The sequence below is a fragment of the Rhodococcus sp. D-6 genome, from assembly GCF_040256695.1.
Classification (GTDB): Bacteria; Actinomycetota; Actinomycetes; order Mycobacteriales; family Mycobacteriaceae; genus Rhodococcus; species Rhodococcus pyridinivorans.
In genome coordinates, this window is sequence record NZ_CP132970.1 from 4,405,227 (window position 1) to 4,422,867 (window position 17,641).

21 protein-coding genes are annotated in these 17,641 nt (G+C 67.1%); 13 read left to right on the plus strand and 8 right to left on the minus strand.

Translation table 11 applies throughout. The annotated features are described in order from the left end of the window. Positions 1 to 2 precede the first annotated feature (2 nt). The gene (locus tag RBB84_RS20725; protein ID WP_350246694.1) at positions 3 to 1,235 is read right to left on the minus strand and encodes an acyl-CoA dehydrogenase family protein; all 1,233 of its coding nucleotides are present in this window, start codon (positions 1,233 to 1,235) and stop codon (positions 3 to 5) included. 81 nt (positions 1,236 to 1,316) lie between these two features. Here RBB84_RS20725 and RBB84_RS20730 point away from each other — a divergent pair, with 81 nt between their 5' ends. After that, positions 1,317 to 1,904, plus strand: a complete 588-nt coding sequence (locus tag RBB84_RS20730; RefSeq protein ID WP_024102478.1) for a TetR/AcrR family transcriptional regulator — start codon at positions 1,317 to 1,319, stop codon at positions 1,902 to 1,904. Between the two features lie 91 nt (positions 1,905 to 1,995). Here the strand turns inward: RBB84_RS20730 and RBB84_RS20735 are convergent, their stop codons facing one another. From RBB84_RS20735 to RBB84_RS20765, 7 genes are all read right to left on the minus strand, one after another. Next, entirely contained in the window at positions 1,996 to 4,125 is a 2,130-nt protein-coding gene (locus tag RBB84_RS20735; protein ID WP_024102479.1) for a transglycosylase domain-containing protein, read from the minus strand. 142 nt (positions 4,126 to 4,267) lie between these two features. After that, entirely contained in the window at positions 4,268 to 4,459 is a 192-nt protein-coding gene (locus RBB84_RS20740; RefSeq protein ID WP_006550829.1) for a hypothetical protein, read from the minus strand. Next, on the minus strand, positions 4,456 to 5,277 hold the full coding sequence (locus RBB84_RS20745; RefSeq protein ID WP_064256104.1) for a carbohydrate ABC transporter permease: 822 nt from the start codon (positions 5,275 to 5,277) through the stop codon (positions 4,456 to 4,458). The genes RBB84_RS20740 and RBB84_RS20745 overlap by 4 nt, the downstream gene beginning before the upstream one ends. 83 nt (positions 5,278 to 5,360) lie before the next feature. Further along, positions 5,361 to 6,434 (minus strand): sugar ABC transporter permease, encoded by a 1,074-nt coding sequence (locus RBB84_RS20750; protein ID WP_019290533.1) that lies wholly within the window; start codon positions 6,432 to 6,434, stop codon positions 5,361 to 5,363. A 17-nt stretch (positions 6,435 to 6,451) separates the two neighbouring features. Further along, complete coding sequence (locus tag RBB84_RS20755; RefSeq protein WP_138845174.1) at positions 6,452 to 7,735, minus strand: ABC transporter substrate-binding protein; 1,284 nt, start codon at positions 7,733 to 7,735, stop codon at positions 6,452 to 6,454. 157 nt (positions 7,736 to 7,892) lie between these two features. Continuing rightward, entirely contained in the window at positions 7,893 to 8,966 is a 1,074-nt protein-coding gene (ugpC, locus tag RBB84_RS20760; RefSeq protein ID WP_006550833.1) for a sn-glycerol-3-phosphate ABC transporter ATP-binding protein UgpC, read from the minus strand. A 47-nt stretch (positions 8,967 to 9,013) separates the two neighbouring features. Continuing rightward, positions 9,014 to 10,468 (minus strand): alanine/glycine:cation symporter family protein, encoded by a 1,455-nt coding sequence (locus RBB84_RS20765; RefSeq protein WP_024102480.1) that lies wholly within the window; start codon positions 10,466 to 10,468, stop codon positions 9,014 to 9,016. A gap of 97 nt (positions 10,469 to 10,565) precedes the next feature. Between RBB84_RS20765 and RBB84_RS20770 the strand changes: the two genes are divergently transcribed. The 12 genes from RBB84_RS20770 (at position 10,566) to RBB84_RS20825 (ending at position 17,633) form a co-directional block, all read left to right on the plus strand. Further along, positions 10,566 to 11,375 (plus strand): DUF2786 domain-containing protein, encoded by an 810-nt coding sequence (locus tag RBB84_RS20770; protein ID WP_033098495.1) that lies wholly within the window; start codon positions 10,566 to 10,568, stop codon positions 11,373 to 11,375. Continuing rightward, positions 11,372 to 11,899 carry a TIGR04338 family metallohydrolase gene (locus RBB84_RS20775; protein WP_019290529.1) on the plus strand — a complete coding sequence of 176 codons (528 nt, stop codon included), beginning with the start codon at positions 11,372 to 11,374 and terminating at the stop codon, positions 11,897 to 11,899. The genes RBB84_RS20770 and RBB84_RS20775 overlap by 4 nt, the downstream gene beginning before the upstream one ends. Before the next feature lie 297 nt (positions 11,900 to 12,196). Continuing rightward, the gene (locus tag RBB84_RS20780; protein WP_254583475.1) at positions 12,197 to 12,892 is read left to right on the plus strand and encodes a hypothetical protein; all 696 of its coding nucleotides are present in this window, start codon (positions 12,197 to 12,199) and stop codon (positions 12,890 to 12,892) included. Positions 12,893 to 12,897: 5 nt separating this feature from the next. Further along, positions 12,898 to 14,166 (plus strand): SRPBCC family protein, encoded by a 1,269-nt coding sequence (locus tag RBB84_RS20785; protein WP_350246697.1) that lies wholly within the window; start codon positions 12,898 to 12,900, stop codon positions 14,164 to 14,166. Continuing rightward, on the plus strand, positions 14,163 to 14,573 hold the full coding sequence (gene gvpJ, locus RBB84_RS20790; RefSeq protein WP_024102484.1) for a gas vesicle protein GvpJ: 411 nt from the start codon (positions 14,163 to 14,165) through the stop codon (positions 14,571 to 14,573). The genes RBB84_RS20785 and gvpJ (RBB84_RS20790) overlap by 4 nt, the downstream gene beginning before the upstream one ends. Further along, positions 14,573 to 15,385: a GvpL/GvpF family gas vesicle protein gene (locus RBB84_RS20795; protein ID WP_350246698.1), complete on the plus strand. Its 813-nt coding sequence runs from the start codon at positions 14,573 to 14,575 to the stop codon at positions 15,383 to 15,385. Before gvpJ (RBB84_RS20790) ends, RBB84_RS20795 begins: the two co-directional genes overlap by 1 nt. A 2-nt stretch (positions 15,386 to 15,387) precedes the next feature. Further along, entirely contained in the window at positions 15,388 to 15,642 is a 255-nt protein-coding gene (locus RBB84_RS20800) for a gas vesicle protein GvpG (RefSeq protein WP_019290525.1), read from the plus strand. Between the two features lie 4 nt (positions 15,643 to 15,646). Beyond that, on the plus strand, positions 15,647 to 15,943 hold the full coding sequence (gene gvpO, locus RBB84_RS20805) for a gas vesicle protein GvpO (protein WP_350246699.1): 297 nt from the start codon (positions 15,647 to 15,649) through the stop codon (positions 15,941 to 15,943). Next, a complete protein-coding gene (gvpJ, locus tag RBB84_RS20810) occupies positions 15,940 to 16,338 on the plus strand; it encodes a gas vesicle protein GvpJ (RefSeq protein WP_024102486.1) in 399 nt (132 codons plus the stop codon). Before gvpO ends, gvpJ (RBB84_RS20810) begins: the two co-directional genes overlap by 4 nt. Further along, positions 16,331 to 17,119 (plus strand): GvpL/GvpF family gas vesicle protein, encoded by a 789-nt coding sequence (locus RBB84_RS20815; RefSeq protein ID WP_006550844.1) that lies wholly within the window; start codon positions 16,331 to 16,333, stop codon positions 17,117 to 17,119. Before gvpJ (RBB84_RS20810) ends, RBB84_RS20815 begins: the two co-directional genes overlap by 8 nt. Next, complete coding sequence (locus tag RBB84_RS20820) at positions 17,116 to 17,343, plus strand: gas vesicle protein (protein ID WP_024102487.1); 228 nt, start codon at positions 17,116 to 17,118, stop codon at positions 17,341 to 17,343. Before RBB84_RS20815 ends, RBB84_RS20820 begins: the two co-directional genes overlap by 4 nt. Beyond that, positions 17,340 to 17,633: a gas vesicle protein K gene (locus tag RBB84_RS20825; RefSeq protein ID WP_016693994.1), complete on the plus strand. Its 294-nt coding sequence runs from the start codon at positions 17,340 to 17,342 to the stop codon at positions 17,631 to 17,633. The genes RBB84_RS20820 and RBB84_RS20825 overlap by 4 nt, the downstream gene beginning before the upstream one ends. The last annotated feature ends 8 nt before the right edge of the window (positions 17,634 to 17,641 follow it).

Below are 17,641 nucleotides of genomic sequence, written 5' to 3' on the forward strand. Positions count from 1 at the left end.
TCTCACGCGTACTTGCCGAGTTCGAACCGGGCGACGAGCCCCTGGTGCACCTCGTCGGGTCCGTCGGCGAGACGCAGTGCTCGCGCCACCGTCCACGCACCGGCGAGGGGGAAGTCGTCGGAAAGGCCGCCACCACCGTGGATCTGGATGGCGAAGTCGACGATCTGCTGGGTGACGCGCGGTGCGACGACCTTGATCTCCGAGACCGCCGAGCGCGCTCCGGCGAGTCCCTGCGTGTCGAGCAGCCAGGCCGCGTGCAGGACGAGCAGCCGCAGTTGGTTGATCGCGATACGGGCGTCGGCGATGCGTTCGCGGTTGCCACCGAGGTTGATGATCGGCTTGCCGAAGGCGGTGCGCTCGAGGCCGCGGCGACACGCGAGTTCGAGGGTGTGCTCGGCCAGCCCGACGAGGCGCATGCAGTGGTGGATGCGGCCGGGACCGAGCCGGCCCTGGGCGATCTCGAATCCTCTTCCGGGACCGGCGATGACGGCATCGAGCGGCAGTCGCACGTCGGTGAACGACACCTCGCCGTGGCCGCCGGGCTCGTCGAAGAAGCCCATCGTCGGGAGCATGCGTTCGACCTTCACGCCGGGGGTGTCGAAGGGCACGAGGACCATCGAATGTCGCTGGTACTTGTGGGCTTCCGGATCGGTCAGGCCCATGAAGATGAGCACCTTGCAGTCGGGATGGCCGACGCCGGTGCTCCACCACTTACGGCCGTTGAGCACGATCTCGTCGCCCTCGACCACGGCGGTCGCGGCCATGTTCGTCGCGTCCGACGACGCGACCTCGGGTTCGGTCATGCAGAAGGCCGAACGGATCTCACCGTCGAGGAGCGGGCGCAGCCACTGTTCCTTCTGCGCCTCGCTGCCGTAGTGGTAGAGGACCTCCATGTTGCCGGTGTCGGGGGCGTCGCAGTTGAACACCGCGGAGGCGAACTGCGAGCGGCCCATCTCCTCGGCGAGCGGGGCGTATTCGATGTTCGACAGTCCGGCACCGAGTTCGGCGTCGGGCAGGAAGAGGTTCCACAGGCCCTCGGCGCGGGCCTTGCGCTGCAGCTCGCGGAATTCGGGGGAGACGGCCCACCTCTCGGCGGCGTCGATGTCGCGTCGTCCCTCGCCCGGGGTGCGTCGCTCGGCCCGCAGTCGCTGTTCGACGGGCGTGACCTCGGCGACGATGAACGCTCGGAGGCGTTCGAGATAGTCGCGACTGCGCTCGGACTGTGCGAAATCCATCGGGTGCCTTCCGTCGAGTTCGACCGGGAATCTGCCCGGTCGGGCGGTCGTAACTGAGCGATGCTCAGTTAGGCTATCGGTGTGAGCACCCCGCGACAAGAGGCGTCCAAAGGACGGCGTCGCCTGCCACCCGAGGAACGTCGACGGCAACTCGTGGCGATCGGGCTGCAGGAGCTGTCGACGCGCCCGATCCACGCCCTGTCGATCGATCGCGTCGCCGAGATCGCCGGCATCTCCCGCGGCCTGCTGTTCCGCTACTTCCCCACGAAGCAGGACTTCTACGTCGCCGTCGTCGGCGCCGCATCACGCCGGTTGCTCCGCGCGGCGGATCCCGATCCGGACGAGCAGGATCCCCTCCGGGCGGTGCTGCACCCGTTCGTGTCGTTCATCGACCGCCACGGCGACAACTACCAGACGTTCTTCCACAGCGGCGTCGGCTCCGACCCTCAGATCCGCGACATCCACGACTCGATGCGCGACACCATGGTCGAGCGGGTCGTTGCGGCGCTGGGCTGCGATGACACCCCCGTCACCCGCATGCGGCTGCGGGCGTGGTGGGCGTTCGTGGAGTCGCTGGCCATCGACCGGTTCCGCGAAGGCACACCGAGCGTCGACGAGGTCGTCGACTGTTCGGCCGCGCTGCTGCCGACGGTGCTGGCCGGGCCGTAGACCCGAACCGCCTCGACGACGAAGGGGAGGTTGTGTGCGTTCCCGGACGGGAACACGCACACGACCTCCCCTCGATGGGTGGAGTGCGGATCTACAAGCCGGGGATCTGGATCGTCACGCCGGGGAACACCTCGATCTGCGAAGGCACGGGGACAGGCAGATCGACCGGGGGCGCGGGAATCGTGATCGGCGGCAGGTTCGACAGGTCGGGCAGCTGGAAGGTCGGCGCCGGGGGAGCGGTGGTGGCCTCGATGCCGGCGTCCTTCGGGACACCCGCCTGACCACCGATCGACGCCGGCCACGGGAAGCTCTCGACTGGCGTGCCTTCGAGGGCGCCGTCCATCGTTCTCTTCCAGATGTCCGACGGCAGTCCGGAACCGTAGATCGACCCGCCCCAGCTGTTGGTGATCGCCCCGGCGTCGGGGGTGCCCATCCACACGGCCGTCGACAGCGACGGCGTGTACCCGACCATCCAGGCGTCCTTGTTCAACCCGGTGTCGCCGAGCTGCGTGGTGCCGGTCTTCGACGCCGACGGCCGGCCACCGGCGAGCGCGTGCCCGCGCGAGTATGCGGCGATCGGCATCATGGCCTGGGTTGCGTTGTCGGCGACCGCGGCGTCGAAGCGCTGCTCGCCGGGTGACGGCGGACGATCGAGGAGCACGACACCGTCGGCCGTGACGACCTTCTGCACGAAGTACGGCTCGTGGAAGACACCGGACGCGGCGATCGTCGCGTAGGCGGAAGCCATGTCGATGACCCGTGCCTGGTACTGGCCGAGGACGATGCCGCCCTCCGGCGGACCGCCGTTCTCGCTCAGCGTCTGCCCCTCGACCCCGGGGATCGTCAGCGGGATCCCCGCCGCATGCGCGGCGTCGGCGATCTTCTGCGGGCCGTTCGACATGGACATCATGAGCCGGTAGAAGCTCGTGTTCAGCGACCGCTTGAGCGCCTCGGCGATCGTGCAACGTCCGCACGACTCACCCTCGACGTTGCCGATGCGGATATTGCCCACCGTGAGCGGGGAGCTGTCGAAACGCGCGTTGAGGCCGATCCCGTCGTCGAGCGCGGCGAGCAGGCCGAACACCTTGAACGCCGAACCCGTCTGGACGGGGGCCTGTGCGAAGTCGAAACCGGCACCGTCCTCACCGCCGTAGTAGGCGCGCACGGCACCGGAGCGGGGATCGATCGAGACCACGGCGGTGCGCAGTTCCCCGGGTTCGCCGGACAGCGTGGACCGAGCGGCGTCGATCGCCGCCTGCTGGGCCTTCAGGTCGATGGTGGTAGTGATGCGCAGACCTTCGGTGTTGAGGGCCTGTTCGCTGATCCCCGCCGCGGACAGCTCACGCAGCACCTGGGTACGGATGTGACCTTCCGGTCCGGTCGCCTCGGTGGCCAGCACGAGGGTGTCCGACGGCACCGTCGGGGGGAACACCTGGTCCGGCCGCTCGGCCGGGTCGAGGACCTTCATCTCGACCATGCCGTCGAGCACGTAGTTCCAGCGCTCCTCGATGGCAGGCAGGTTGTACTCGGGGTCGAGCGACGACGGTGTCTGGATCACCCCGGCCAGGACGGCGCCCTCGGAGACCGACAGTTCCTCGACGGGCTTGCCGAAGTACGCCTGGGACGCCGCGCCGATGCCGTAGGCGCCGCGACCGAAGTAGATGGTGTTGAGGTACGCCTCGAGGATCTCGTCCTTCGACCACTGCCGCGCCATCTTGGTGGAGATGACGAGTTCGCGCATCTTGCGTTCGAGCGTGCGATCGGAGCCGACGAGCACGTTCTTGACGTACTGCTGCGTGATCGTGGAACCGCCGCCGGCGGTGTCCTTGCCCATGACGTTGTCGCGGGCTGCGCGTGCGAAACCGGTGATCGAGAAGCCCGGGTTGCTGTAGAAGTTGCGGTCCTCCGCCGACAGCACGGCGTTGCGGACGTGCTCGGGGATCTGCGCGATCCCGACCTCGACACGGTTGCCCTCCGGCGGGACCACCCGGGTGATCTCGGTGGCGTCGTCGGATGCGTAGACCCGCGCGAGCTGGTTCGTCTTCATGTCCGCCGGGGTCGGCACCTCCGCCGAGTAGTAGGCGGTGGCGAAGATCCCGAGCGGGACGAGCACGGCGAGAACGAACGCGACGAGTACGGCGTAGCGAACGATGCGTCCCCTGCGCTTCTTCGCTGCGGCCGCGGCGGCGCGCGAGGATGTCGACCTTGTCGGGCTCGTCACTCGTTCCACTTTCTCGGTACCGAAAATCCGGACGGGAGGGTCTCCCGCCCACCGTATGGTACGGAAACGACCACGAGACGCCTCCGGAACACCGGTACGGTGCTCCTTCTCACGTCACGGCGGGGCCATCGTCACGACAGAATCAGCCCGATCGGCGCCACGCGCGGAACGCGAACCCCCACATCACGACGAATGCGAGCAGCACGAGGGACGGCACGATGCCGGGTTGCGGCGACGTCAGCTCGGCGACCGCGGAGATCACGGCCATCACCGTGAACACCGTGAGCAGGCCGAGCAGCATCTCGAGTCGGTTCCGGCGCGGAACCTTCCTCACGACTTGACGCCACCCGCGGTCAGACCCGAGATGATGCGTCGCTGGAAGAGCAGCACCATCACCACGAGCGGCACCATGACGAGCGTGCCGCCGGCCATGATCGACGCGTACGGGGTGACGTACGGGTCGGTGCCGGTGAACCGTGCCATCGCCACCGTCACCGGGGCCGTGCTCTCGCTCGACAGCTGCGACATCAGCAGGTACTCGTTGACGGTCGCGATGAAGGCGAGGATCGCCGTGGTGAACAGCGCAGGTGCCGCGAGCGGCAGCATGACCAGGCGGAACGCCTGCCCGCGCGTCGCGCCGTCCATGCGGGCGGCCTCCTCGAGCTCCCACGGCAGTTCGGAGAAGAACGAGGTGAGCGTGTAGACGGTCAGCGGCAGCACGAACGAGATGTTCGGGATGATCAGCGCCTGGTACTTGCCGATCCAGCCGATGTCGGTGAACAGCTGGAACAGCGGCGTCACGAGCGCGACGACCGGAAACATCGACGCGCCGAGGATGATGCCGGTGACGAAGTACTTACCGCGGAACTCGAACCGCGACAGGGCGTAGGCGGTGAACACGCCGAGCAGCAGCGCGACCGCCGTGGTGGCGCCGGCGATGATGACGCTGTTGAGCAGCGCCCGCGAGAAGTTGACCTTGGCGTCGGGGTCGAGCGCGTCGGCGAAGTTCTGCAGTGTCGGGTTCGACGGCCACAGGGTCGTGCTGAACGTCTCCGACGGGTCGCGCAGGGCCGTGACGATCATCCAGTAGCAGGGGGCCAGGCCCCACATGACGATCAGCGCGACACCCAGATAGGTGCCGACGGTGCTCATCCTGCGCTTGAACGGCACCTTGCGGGTCTGCACCGGCGTGGGCTCCGGCTCCGGCCGGCTCCGAGGAATCTCGGTGGTGACGGTCATACGACCTCCCCCTTACGCTGCTTCTCCTGCGTACTCACCGCGTTGGCGCCGAGGAACCGCACCAGCACGAAGGCGACGGCGAAGATGAGCAGGAAGGTGATCGTCGACAGGGCGGACGCGGAGTTCGAACCCTGACGCATCTGGTCGACGACGAGCACCGAGATCGTGGACGTCGCCGGATTGGACCCCATCATGATCGCGGGCAGGTCGTACATGCGCAGCGCGTCCATGGTGCGGAACAGGATCGCCACCATGAGGGCGGGCTTGACCAGCGGCAGCGTGATCATCTTGAACCGCTGCCAGGCGTTCGCGCCGTCGACCTTCGCGGCCTCGTAGACGTCCTGCGGGATCATCTGCAGGCCGGCGAGGATGAGCAGCGCCATGAACGGTGCCGTCTTCCACACGTCGGCGACGATGATCGCGAAGCGCGCGGGCCACGGATCGGCGGTCCACAGGTAGTCGGTGCCGAGCAGTTTGTTGGCGGCACCGTCGTTGGCGAAGATGAAGAACCACAGCTTGGCGGTGACGGCGGTGGGGATCGCCCACGGCACCAGCACCGAGGCGCGCAGCAGGCCGCGACCCCGGAACGACTTGGCCATCACGATCGCCATCGCGAAACCGATCACCGTCTCGAGCGAGACCGTGACGACGGTGAAGAAGAAGGTGTTGAAGATCGACTGCCAGAACTGGGAGCCGAGGGTGCCCGGAGGGCACGGGATCGAACCGGTGGCGGTGTTGCAGGTCTGGGTGATCCAGCGCGTGTAGTTCTCGATCCCCACGAAACCCCCGGTGACGAATCGGCCCGTCTCGGGGTCGAGTCGCTTCGAGTCACCGTGCAGCGACATCCACACCGCTCGTCCGAGCGGGTACAGGATGATCACGGCCAGGACGAGCATCGACGGGGCGACGAACATCCACACCGGGATCTTGCGCCGCTTCTTCACCGCCGTGACGGGAGGTGCGGGCACGCGGTGACGTCCGCCGACACGTCCGCGGTCGGGACCGGGGACGGTCCCGACCGCGGGGGCGTGTGGCGGATCCGCGGGAGTGTCGACCTGCGGGTCAGCCATGTACTGCTCCTAGAGCATCAGTTGCCGGCGGTCTCGATGCCGGCCCGGGTGTCGTCCAGCGCCTGCTGGACGGTCTTCTCGCCACGGATCGCAGCGTAGGCGTTGTCGGCGATCGCCTTCGACACGGCCGAGTAGTACGGCGACGCCGGACGCGGCTTGGCGGCCTCGAGGGCCTCCTTCAGCGTCGAGAAGTAGGGGTACTGCTCGAGGATCGAGGCGTCGTCGTAGACCTCGGCGAGAACCGGGGCGCCGCCCGCTTCCGCGTAGTACATCTGCGCCTGGCGGGTCTGCATGAACTCGAGGAAGTCGCGCGCGGTGGCGGGAGCATCCGAGAACGCGCTGATGCCGACGTTGTAACCGCCGAGCGTCGAGACGCCGGGGCCGTCGACGCCGGGCAGGACGGCGATGCCGTAGTTGCCGGCGACCGATGAGGTCTCACCGTCGGTGTAGAAGCCGGGCCACGTGCGCAGGAACAGTGCCTCGCCGTTGCCGAAGGCGGTCTGCGACTCGCCCTCGGTGTAGGTCTGCGCGGCGGCCGGGATGATGCCGTCCTCGAAGTTGTCGACGATGAACTGCAGGCCCTCGGCCGTCTTGTCGTCGACGGCCGGGGTCAGGCCGTCCTCGGCGACGAAGGAGCCACCGAAGGCGTTGACGATCTCGGTGACGTTGACCGTCAGGCCCTCGTAGTTCTTGAACTGACCGATGTAGCAGGCGATACCCGCCTCCTCGGCCTTCGGGCACTCGGCCTTCAGGTCGTCCCAGGTCGCGGGGGCCTCGTCGACGAGGTCGGTGCGGTAGTAGAGGAACGCGCCGTTGGTGTTCTTCGGGGCGGCGTACAGGGTGCCGTTGTAGGTACCCGACTCGACGGTCGCGGGCAGCAGGCCCTCGGTGTCGATCGCCAGGTCGTCCTCGAGGGGGAGCAGCCAGCCGTTCGCGGCGAACTCCGCCGTGTTGGTGACGTCCACGGCGATGAGGTCGTATTCGTCGCTGCGGGCCTGCATCCGCTGGGCGATGTCGTCGTACTGGTCGTTGGCCTCCTTGGCCAGCGGCTTGAACGTCACCTGCTCGTCGGGATGCTCGGCGTTCCAGTCGGCGATGATGCTCTCGAGCGCCGCGTTCAGGGGATCCTGCCCCTCGACGATCGTGATCGGGCCGCGGCCCTCACCGGAAGCAGCGGTATCCTCGCCGCCGGTCGAGGTGTCTTCGCCACCGTTGTCCGACGAGCAGCCCGCGAGAACGAGCGCGGTCGCGGCCGTAGCGGCGATCGCAGCCCTCCGCATCGCCTTCGTATTCAGAACCATCAACAACTCCCCATTTCGAGGTCGTAGAACACACGTCGGTGACCCAGCTGCACCGACACCGGCCACTACTGTGGCACGCAGCACCGGTAAAAGTCGGCATTCCGCCCATCCTGAATCGGTCGAGTGTCGACTCCGCAGACCGATCCCGGAGCGGTGATCAGCCGATCCGCTTCCCGTCCGACGTTCCGAAGACGTGCACGTGCTCGGGGTCGAAGCGCAGGTACAGCCGGTCGCCCTTCTGCGGAGGGTTGCGCCAGTCGCTGCGGGCGACGATCTGCTGGCCGATCCCGCCGACGTCGGCCCGGCCGTAGACGTAGGCCTCCGAGCCGAGCTCCTCGACCACGTCGACATCCATGGCCAGACCCTCGTTCGAGATCTCGAGGTGTTCGGGCCGGATCCCGAGCACGACCTCCTTCTCGGTGACCTGGCCGACCACGTCGCGCGGCACCGGTACGTGGGTGTCGCCGATCATCGCGCCGCGGTCGAAGACCGGGAGGCGGAACAGGTTCATCGCGGGCGAGCCCATGAACCCGGCGACGAAGACGTTCGCGGGCTTGTTGTAGAGCACGCGCGGCGACGCGCACTGCTGCAGGATGCCCTTCTCGAGCACAGCGACGCGGTCGCCCATCGTCATGGCCTCGACCTGGTCGTGGGTGACGTAGACGGTGGTGGTGCCGAGGCGGCGCTGCAGCTGTGCGATCTGCGTGCGGGTCTGCACGCGGAGTTTGGCGTCGAGGTTCGACAGCGGCTCGTCCATGAGGAAGACCTGCGGCTGGCGGACGATGGCGCGCCCCATCGCGACGCGCTGACGCTGACCGCCGGACAGCGCCTTGGGCTTGCGGTCGAGGAACTGCTCGAGGTCGAGCATCTTCGCGACCTCGACGACCCGTTCGCGGATCTCGTTCTTGGGTGTCTTGGCCAGTTTCAGCGCGAAGCCCATGTTCTCCGCGACCGACATGTGCGGGTAGAGGGCGTAGTTCTGGAACACCATCGCGATGTCGCGTTCCTTCGGATCCTGCCCGGTGACGTCCTGGTCGCCGATGAGGATGCGTCCGCTGTGCACCTCCTCGAGACCTGCGAGCATGCGCAGCGAGGTCGACTTGCCGCAGCCCGACGGTCCGACCAGGACGAGGAACTCGCCGTCCTCGATCTCGAGGTCGAGCGCGTCGACCGCAGGCGTACTCGAGCCGGGGAACAGGCACGTGGCCTTGTCGAAGGTCACCGACGCCATCTCGAAGGTCCTTTCCGAAGCGGTACACGCTCGTGCGGTAGGGGAATCTACCGTGCGTCGCTCGATCGGCTCTCGACCGGCGTGACGTCGTCGTCGTTCCACACCTGGATTCCGCGGACGCCCGGGACGTCACCGGCGCGGAAGACGGGGTCGCGACCCTGCTTGCGTTGCGCGCTGTAGTGATGGAACAACGCGTAGGCGATACCCGACAGCGGGATCAGGGCGATGAGGTTGACGGTGGCCATGATTCCCATGGCGAGGTCGGCCAGCGCCCACACCAGCGGCAGCGAGCCGATGGCCCCGAGGAAGACGCACAGCACGACCGCCGAGCGCAGGTAGGGCAGAATGCGGCGCGATCCGGTGAGGAACTCCATGTTGGATTCACTGTAGTAGTAGTTGCCGATCACCGAGGTGAACGCGAGGAAGAAGATCAGCACGGCGAGGAAGTGCACCGTCCAGTCACCGAGTTGCAGCGCGAGCGCGTTCTGCGTCAGAGCGGCGCCCTCGAGACCGCTGCCGAATTCGGGTTCCGACAGCAGGATGATGAAAGCCGTGATCGAGCAGACCAGCAGGGTGTCGAAGTAGACGCCGAGGCTCTGGACCAGGCCCTGCTTGACCGGGTGGGAAACCGCGGCGGCGGCGCCGGCGTTGGGCGCCGAGCCCATGCCGGCCTCGTTCGAGAAGAGACCTCGGCGGATGCCGTTCATGAAGGCAGCGCCGAAGCCACCACCGATGACCTCCTCGAGACCGAAGGCGTTCTCGACGATGAGGCGGAACATGGTCGGAACCTCGCCGATGTTGAGGACCACGACGATGATGCCGATGACCAGGTAGACGAACGCCAGGACCGGCACGACGATCTGGGAGACGCCGGAGATGCGGCGGATTCCGCCGAAGATCACCGCGCCGACGATGAGGGCGACGGCCAGCCCCACGATCACCTGGAGTGCCATGGTCTTCTCGCCGACGGAACTCGAGACGGCGTCGACGATCGAGTTGGTCTGCACCGCGTTGAACACGAATCCGTAGGTGATCGTGATGATGACCGCGAAGATCATGCCCATCCAGCGTTTCCGCAGCCCGTACTGCATGTAGTAGGCGGGGCCACCGCGGAAGCTGCCGTCCTCGTCGCGGACCTTGTACAGCTGGGCGAGCGTGGACTCGAGGAAAGCGGTCGCTGCACCGACCAGGGCCATCGCCCACATCCAGAACACCGCGCCGGGACCACCGAGGCTGATCGCGATCGCGACACCGGCGACGTTGCCCGTTCCCACGCGGGAGGCCGCCGAGACGGAGAAGGCCCGGAAGGCGGACAGGCCGGGTTCTCCGTTGGGTTGTCTCTCGGGTTTCTCCACGATGGAACGCAGCATGTCGGGCAGGAGCCGGATCTGGATGAACCGGGACCGGATCGTGTAGTACAGGCCCGAACCGATGAGCAGTGCGATCACCGCATACCAGAACGTGTCGTTGATATCGGTGACGAAATCGACCGCAGTGTCCATCTGCACGATCTTGGTGGGTCGCGGGTGGTTTCGCAGGAACTTCGTGCGTGTTCCCGGTCTCGTGGGCGGAGTCGGTGCCAAGCTCTACGCTCGCTGGGTGAGTTCGGACAAGATGTTGAGTCGTATCGGCGGGTTGCTCCGCCAGGCGGAGTCCACCGACAACCCTCACGAGGCCGACGCCTTCCTCGCCGCGGCGCAGCGGCTCGCGACGTCCTCCTCGATCGATCTGGCGGTCGCGCGCAGTCACACGGCGGCGAAGGAACGCCGCGCGACTCCCGTGCAGCGACTGATCACCATCGGCGAGACGGGCAAGAAGGGACTGCGCACCTACGCCCAGTTGTTCATCGCGATCGCCGGGGCCAACGACGTGCAGTGCGACATCACCGCGAACTCCACCGTCATCTACGCCTACGGCTTCGCCGACGACATCGACGTGTGCGAGGCGCTGTACTCCTCCCTGCTCGTGCAGATGGTGCGGGCGTCCGACGCATATCTGCGCGAGGGCACCTACCGGAACGAGACCACGGTGCGCACCGTCGTCGAGGAACGCGGTGGCCGCCGTGTGCGCACACGCGTGCGCAAGCCCGTTGCCGCGGTGACGGCCCGGCTGAACTTCCAGTCGGCGTTCGCCGCCCGCATCGGCGCCCGACTGGCCGAGGCGAAGCAGGAGATCGAACGCGAGGTGGAAACATCCGCGCCCGGTACGGCGTTGGTGTTGCGTGGGAAGAGTCTGGAACTGCAGGACTTCTACCGCAGTACGTCGCAGGCACGGGGCAGTTGGCGGGGAAACCGGGCCCCGTCGGCGCGCTCGGCCGATGCCCGGCGCGCGGGCGACCGCGCCGGACGCGCGGCCCGGCTGGGAACGGCACCCGAACTGCCGTCGGCTCCGAGGAGGCTGGAACGGTGACCAAGGTGCGCGACACCCGCAGAACCGCTGTGTACGAAGCGGAGTCCATCGTACGGAAGATGCTCGACCGCGCCGACGAGCGCGGTCTGCGGACCGTCGAGGTCGCCGGTTCCCACGTCACGCTCCCGGTGGAGAGACGGTTCGCCTCCATCGCCTCGGTCCAGGACTACATCGACGCCGTGCTCGCCCTCGACTGGGTACGCACCCGGTGGGAGCGCGCCGCCGTGCCGGTGCGCGTGCGGGCCCGTGCGGGCAACGCGGCCGCACACTACGAACGCGACTGCGCGACGATCGCTCTTCCCGAGCACCGGGTGAACACCGCGTGGGCGTTCCGCGAGATGGTGGTGTTGCACGAACTCGCGCACCATCTCGATCCGCAGGATCCCGACGACGCCACCGAGGGGGCCCACGGGCCGGCCTTCGTCGACCGCTTCCTCGCACTCGTCGGCGAAATCATCGGTCCGGAAGCAGCATTCGCTTTGCAGGCGACAGGGATCGCCACCCCGGTGCATCCGCGGCGATAGCCTCCGGTTTCCGGAATCCTTACCGGCTCGAGAACCTTTCTTTGGCATGCCCGCGGACGGCCGGTCGAGATCTGTAGCAAGCCTCGTATCCTGCTGCACAACATACTGATTGGTACTTTTCGAGCCCGTCGTTCACTCCGGAATCCGCATGCCGACGAAGCACGCGAATCAAGGCCTCGAGTGACGTACTGTGGTTTGCATCACACAAAGACGCGCATCGGCTGCGTACCGTACCGAGACCTCCCCGGCCCCTTCCGAGCACGCCACACGACGCGCGGCATACGAAGGAGAACGGTGATGAAACCCGGAGCACGAGTCGCCCTCGGTGTGGGCATCGGATATTTCCTCGGCCGTACCAAGAAGATGCGGGTGGCGATGATGCTCGCCGGCGCCGGAATGACCGGCAAACTGCCCAGCAATCCGCAGGAACTCCTGCAGCGCAGCGCCTCGATGCTCGGCTCGTCTCCCGAGATCAACAAGATCACCGAATCCGTTCGCGGAGAACTCATGCATGCGGCTCGTGCCGCTGCCGTGACCGCGGCCAGCAACCGGATCGACGCCCTCAACGAACGTCTGCAGTCCCGTGCGAGCGGTGGCGGGCGATCGGAGGAACCCGAGGACGCCGAATACGAGGACGAATACGACGAATCACGCGACGAGGAGGAAAGTCGCGGCAGCAGGCGTCGCGGCAGCCGGAATCGGGACGAGGAGCCGGATTACGACGAGACGGACGAAGAGGGTGCCGACGAAGAGGATTCGGGCGAGGAGGATTCGGGCGACGAAGAGGAGCCGGAACCCGAGCGTCCCGCACCGCGGCGCCGTGCAGCCCGCGCCACATCCCGTCCGAGGACGTCCCGCAGCAAGAAGACGGCCGACAGCGAAGATCCGGACGACTCGGAGGAGGCACCTCCGAAGCCGCGCAAGCGCGCAGCGCGTAGCACTGCGTCGTCCTCCTCCTCCGGTCGTGCGCCCGTACGTCGAACGAAGCGGTGAGAGCGATGGCCAGGTTGAGCGATGTATCGGGCGGAGTCGCCGACGCGGTGGGCAAGGCCGGGAAGACCGCGACCGATACCGCCGGTAAGGCGGGCCGCACCGCCTCGGACACGGCGGGGAAGGCCACGGGCGGACTGACCGGCGGTCTGCAGCAGTCGTTGCAGGGCCTCGCAGGAACCGTCGCGCAGAATGCGTTGTCGAGCCTGTCGGACAGGGTCACCGGCACGGCGGGACGATTACAGGATTACTCCGAGGGCAAAGGCGGAAATCTGGCCAGTGCGCTCACCGGCGTCGACAAGCTCGCTCAGGGCGAGTCGCCGCTGAAGGCGGCGGCGAGCTCGGGGTTCGAGAATCTGAAGAACACCGCGAAGGACAAGTTCGAGGACGTCAAGGAGGCCGTCACCGGCGGGGGCAAGGGGGGCGGCGGCGGCAACAAGAAGATCAAGCTCACCAACATCGTCGAGAGCATCGACGTGGGGGTGCCGGTCGATCTGGCCTACGACCTGTGGACGCAATTCGCCGACTGGCCGAAGTTCATGAAGAAGGTCGAACAGGTCGAGCAGGTCCAGGACGAGAAACTCCATTGGACGGGCAAGGTTCTCTGGTCGCGTCGGAACTGGGAGTCCACGATCCTCGAACAGGTGCCGTTCGAACGGATCGTGTGGCGTTCCAAGGGAGGAAAAGGTTACATCGACGGCGCGGTGACCTTCCATGAACTCACGCCGGATCTCACCCGGATACTCCTGGTGCTCGAGTACCACCCCCGGGGCCTGTTCGAGCGCACCGCGAATCTGTGGCGGGCGGTGGGTCGCCGGTCACGCCTGGAACTGAAGCACTTCCGGCGCCACGTCATGACCGAAGCCGTGTTGCATCCCGACGACGTCGTCGGCTGGCACGGCGAGATCCGCGACAGCGAGGTCGTCAAGGACGACGAGACCGCGCGCCGGGAGGAAGAGGAGCAGGAGCAGGAGGACACCGGCGAGAACGGCGAGGAGTGGGAGACCGACGCCTCCGGTGACGAGGACGAGATCCGCGACGAGGACGAGGATTTCGAGGAGAGTGAGCCGTCCGAGGACGAAGGCGACGAGGAGTCGGCCGAGGATGAGGAGGATCTCGAGGACGAGTATCCCGAGGAGGACGAGTCCTCCGACGAAGAACCCGACGACGAAGAGGAAGAGCCCGAACCGCCTCGGAAACGTGCGCCCGCCAAGCGGACCCGGGCGACGAAGAGCACCGGTACGCGCTCGTCCCGCTCGAGAGGATCCCGGTCATGACCATCCAACCTGCAGGGGGCGGCGGTGGAGGCGGCGGGGGCGGTATGGCCCGTCCCAACTCGTCCGGCCTCGCCGACGTCATCGACACCATCCTCGACAAAGGCCTCGTCATCGACGCGTTCGTGCGTGTCTCGCTCGTCGGTATCGAACTGCTCACCATCGACGCCCGCGTCGTCGTGGCCAGTGTCGACACCTATCTGCGTTTCGCGGAAGCGGTGAACCGGCTCGAGATCTCCGACAACGAGCCGAAGGGCCTTCCGGATCTCGTCGGCGACATCACCTCCGGCGGTTCCAAGCACAAGACGAAAGGCGCGCTCGAGGCTGCGGGGGAGAAAGTCAGCGAGTTCCTCGGGGACGTCCAGGAGCAGCGGCAGCCCGCTCGACGATCACGCAGGGGTGAGGACTGATGTCCACCGAACAGACCGAACGACCCGAGCAGGGCGACAGCGACGAAACCGCCACGACCACTGCGGTCTACGTCTACGGCATCGTCCCGTCGGATGTGGAACCGGAGGAGCATGCGGAAGGGGTGGGCAATCCGCCGGCCGAGGTGTCGGTGGTCAAGTCCGGTCGCATCGCTGCACTGGTGAGCGAGATCCCGACCGATCGCGCTCTCGGCACACCGGACGATCTCCAGGCGCACGCCGCGTTGCTCGACGGGACCGTGACGGTCGCCCCCGTGCTCCCGCTGAGATTCGGTGCCGTCCTCACCGACCGGGACGCGGTGGCCGCGGAATTGCTCGAGGGGAACGAGGACGAACTCGCCTCGGCCCTCGACCAACTCGACGGTCTCGCACAGTTCGTCGTGAAGGGACGGTACGACGAGAGGGCGATCCTGCAGGAGATCCTCGAGGAGAACTCCGAGGCGGCGCAGTTGCGGGAGCAGATCCGTGGGCAGTCCGAGGACGCGACCCGCGAGGCGCGAATGGCGCTCGGGGAAATCATCAACGCGACGATCGAGGCCAAACGGAACGAGGACACGCGCCGCACGATCGAGGCCCTGTCGTCGCTCGACCCGATGGTCAACGAGCGGCAACCCACGCACGAGCAGGATGCCGTGCACATCGCCGTCCTCGTCGAACTCGAGCGGCAGGACGAACTCGAACAGGCCCTGCAGGAACTGGGTCGGGAATGGGAGGACCGGGTCGAGATCTCGTTGCTCGGCCCGATGGCGGCCTACGACTTCGTGGCGAAATCCGACCCCGGCGAAGGAGGTTGACGATGGGTCTGCTGACCTCCCTGCTCACGCTGCCCCTCGCTCCCGTCAGGGGAGTGATGTGGCTCGGAGAGATCATCCAGGAGCAGGTCGAACAGCAACTGCACGATCCCGCCAACGTGCGGCGCGAACTCGAGCAGATCGAGGAAGCGGCGGAGGCGGGTGAGCTGACCCCCGAGGAGAAGGACGAGGCGCAGCAGGCCGTGCTGAACCGCATGATCTCCCGGGGCGGCTCCGGCCCCGCCGGGGGAAAGGAGTGATCCCGTGGCGCAGGACACCGGCCCGCCCGCGATCTCGGCGGCCGAGGCCGCATCGGCGGCCCTCACACATCTGAAGAAACTGACCTCGAAGGAAGCTCAGGGGGTCACCTCCGTCGAACCCACCGAGGACGGATGGGTCGTCGAGGTGGAGGTCGTGGAAGACAGGCGGATTCCGTCGTCGGCCGACATGCTCGCGCTCTACGAGGTGGAGGTCGATCTGGACGGTGATCTGCTCGCGTACCGGCGGACCCGGCGTTACGGACGCGGCAGCAGCGACATCGGCGCAAGGACCGGGTCATGACGGTGGTCGGTGGGGGAGGCGGCATGTCGTCGCCGCAGCCCTACGGGGGTGGAGGGCGGTCGACCAATCTCGGCGACATCCTCGAACGTGTCCTGGACAAGGGGTTGGTCATCGCCGGCGACATCCAGGTGAATCTGCTCGACATCGAACTGCTCACGATCAAGCTCCGCCTCGTCATCGCATCGCTCGAGACGGCCAAGGCCGTCGGGATCGACTGGTGGGAGAGCGATCCGTGGTTGACGAGCAAGGCTCGCTCACCCGAGGTCGATTCGAGCCGGGTGGAACTCGAATTGGAGAACCGGCAGCTTCGCGAACGGTTGGCCGCACTCGAGGCCCGAGCGGAGGAACTGGAGCCGGAACCGGCGGAGATCGTGGACGAGGAGAACCGTGACTGACACGACCGGGACCTGGATGTACGCCGTGACCGACGGGACGCTCGTCGGCCACGAGACCGAGGGCGCCTCCGGCGTCGCCGGCGAGCAGGTCCGCACGGTGCAGGAGGGCGGACTGACCGCCGTCGTCGGAACGGTGCCCCTGGACGATTTCGGCGAGGCCGCACTGGCTCGCAATCTCGAGGACCTGGACTGGCTGGAAAGAGTGGCCCGCGCCCATGATTCGGTCGTCGCCGGATTGGCACGGCACGTCTCCGTGGTACCCCTTCGACTCGCGACCGTCTGCCTCGACGACGAACGGGTCCGGGCCCTGCTCACCGAGCACCGGGAGCAGTTCGCGTCTGCGCTCGCCCTCGTGACCGGTCGTACCGAATGGGGGGTCAAGGCGTTCGCCGATCGCAAGGCGCTGACCGCGGCCGCCGCGGAAGCGCATGCGGAGGGTGCGGGTTCCGGCAGGGGCACGGCCTATCTGCTGCGTCGCCGCGCGCAACTGGCGGCGCAGGAGAGCATCGAACGCGATGCGGCCGAACGCGCCGCCGATATCCACGATCGGTTGCTGCGTGTGTCGGCCGCGGGTCGCCGGAGCGCGCCGACCGATCCGGCACTGAGCGGCAGCCAGGAGTGGATGCTGCTCAACGGGACATATCTCGTCGACGACGACAGGGCGGACGAATTCTATTCCGAGGTGGAGGAACTCGGGTCCCTGAATCCGGGGATCAGGCTCGAGACGAGCGGCCCGTGGCCGCCCTACTCGTTCGCCGGAGCAGAACGGATCTCGCCGTGAGATACGCCGACGGATCGGTGGACGAGGAACGGCGGATCGCTCTGATCGATCTGCTGGATCGGGTGCTGTCGGGCGGCGTGGTCATCACCGGCGACATCACGCTGTCGATCGCGGAGATCGATCTGGTGCGGATCTCGCTACGCGCGTTGATCTCGTCGATCAGTACCCTGTCGCTGCCCGGGGTCGACGTCCCCGTTCCCCGTGAGGCCCGGGAGGGTTCGTGAGCGAGCCGGTGAACTTCCCGTCGCGTATCGACGCCGATCCCGAATCCGTGGAGCGGGGCCTGGTGACGCTGGTGCTCACGCTCGTCGAACTGCTCCGGCAGCTGATGGAGCGTCAGGCCCTGCACCGCATGGATGCAGGGGATCTCAGCGACGAGCAGATCGAACGGCTCGGCACGACACTGATGCTGCTCGAGCAGCGCATGGGCGAACTGCGCGACCATTTCGGGCTCACCCCCGAGGATCTCAACATCGATCTCGGTCCGCTGGGGACACTGCTGCCCCGGGAGTGAGCCCGATC

What these genes read in the sequence shown, in the direction of transcription:
- RBB84_RS20725 (WP_350246694.1), bottom strand. Translation starts at nt 1,235, where the DNA reads ATGGATTTCGCACAGTCCGAGCGCAGTCGCGACTATCTCGAACGCCTC.
- RBB84_RS20745 (WP_064256104.1), bottom strand. Translation starts at nt 5,277, where the DNA reads ATGAGCACCGTCGGCACCTATCTGGGTGTCGCGCTGATCGTCATGTGG.
- RBB84_RS20750 (WP_019290533.1), bottom strand. Translation starts at nt 6,434, where the DNA reads ATGGCTGACCCGCAGGTCGACACTCCCGCGGATCCGCCACACGCCCCC.
- RBB84_RS20755 (WP_138845174.1), bottom strand. Translation starts at nt 7,735, where the DNA reads ATGGTTCTGAATACGAAGGCGATGCGGAGGGCTGCGATCGCCGCTACG.
- ugpC (WP_006550833.1), bottom strand. Translation starts at nt 8,966, where the DNA reads ATGGCGTCGGTGACCTTCGACAAGGCCACGTGCCTGTTCCCCGGCTCG.
- RBB84_RS20765 (WP_024102480.1), bottom strand. Translation starts at nt 10,468, where the DNA reads ATGGACACTGCGGTCGATTTCGTCACCGATATCAACGACACGTTCTGG.
- RBB84_RS20780 (WP_254583475.1), top strand. Translation starts at nt 12,197, where the DNA reads ATGAAACCCGGAGCACGAGTCGCCCTCGGTGTGGGCATCGGATATTTC.
- RBB84_RS20785 (WP_350246697.1), top strand. Translation starts at nt 12,898, where the DNA reads ATGGCCAGGTTGAGCGATGTATCGGGCGGAGTCGCCGACGCGGTGGGC.
- gvpJ (WP_024102484.1), top strand. Translation starts at nt 14,163, where the DNA reads ATGACCATCCAACCTGCAGGGGGCGGCGGTGGAGGCGGCGGGGGCGGT.
- RBB84_RS20795 (WP_350246698.1), top strand. Translation starts at nt 14,573, where the DNA reads ATGTCCACCGAACAGACCGAACGACCCGAGCAGGGCGACAGCGACGAA.
- RBB84_RS20800 (WP_019290525.1), top strand. Translation starts at nt 15,388, where the DNA reads ATGGGTCTGCTGACCTCCCTGCTCACGCTGCCCCTCGCTCCCGTCAGG.
- gvpJ (WP_024102486.1), top strand. Translation starts at nt 15,940, where the DNA reads ATGACGGTGGTCGGTGGGGGAGGCGGCATGTCGTCGCCGCAGCCCTAC.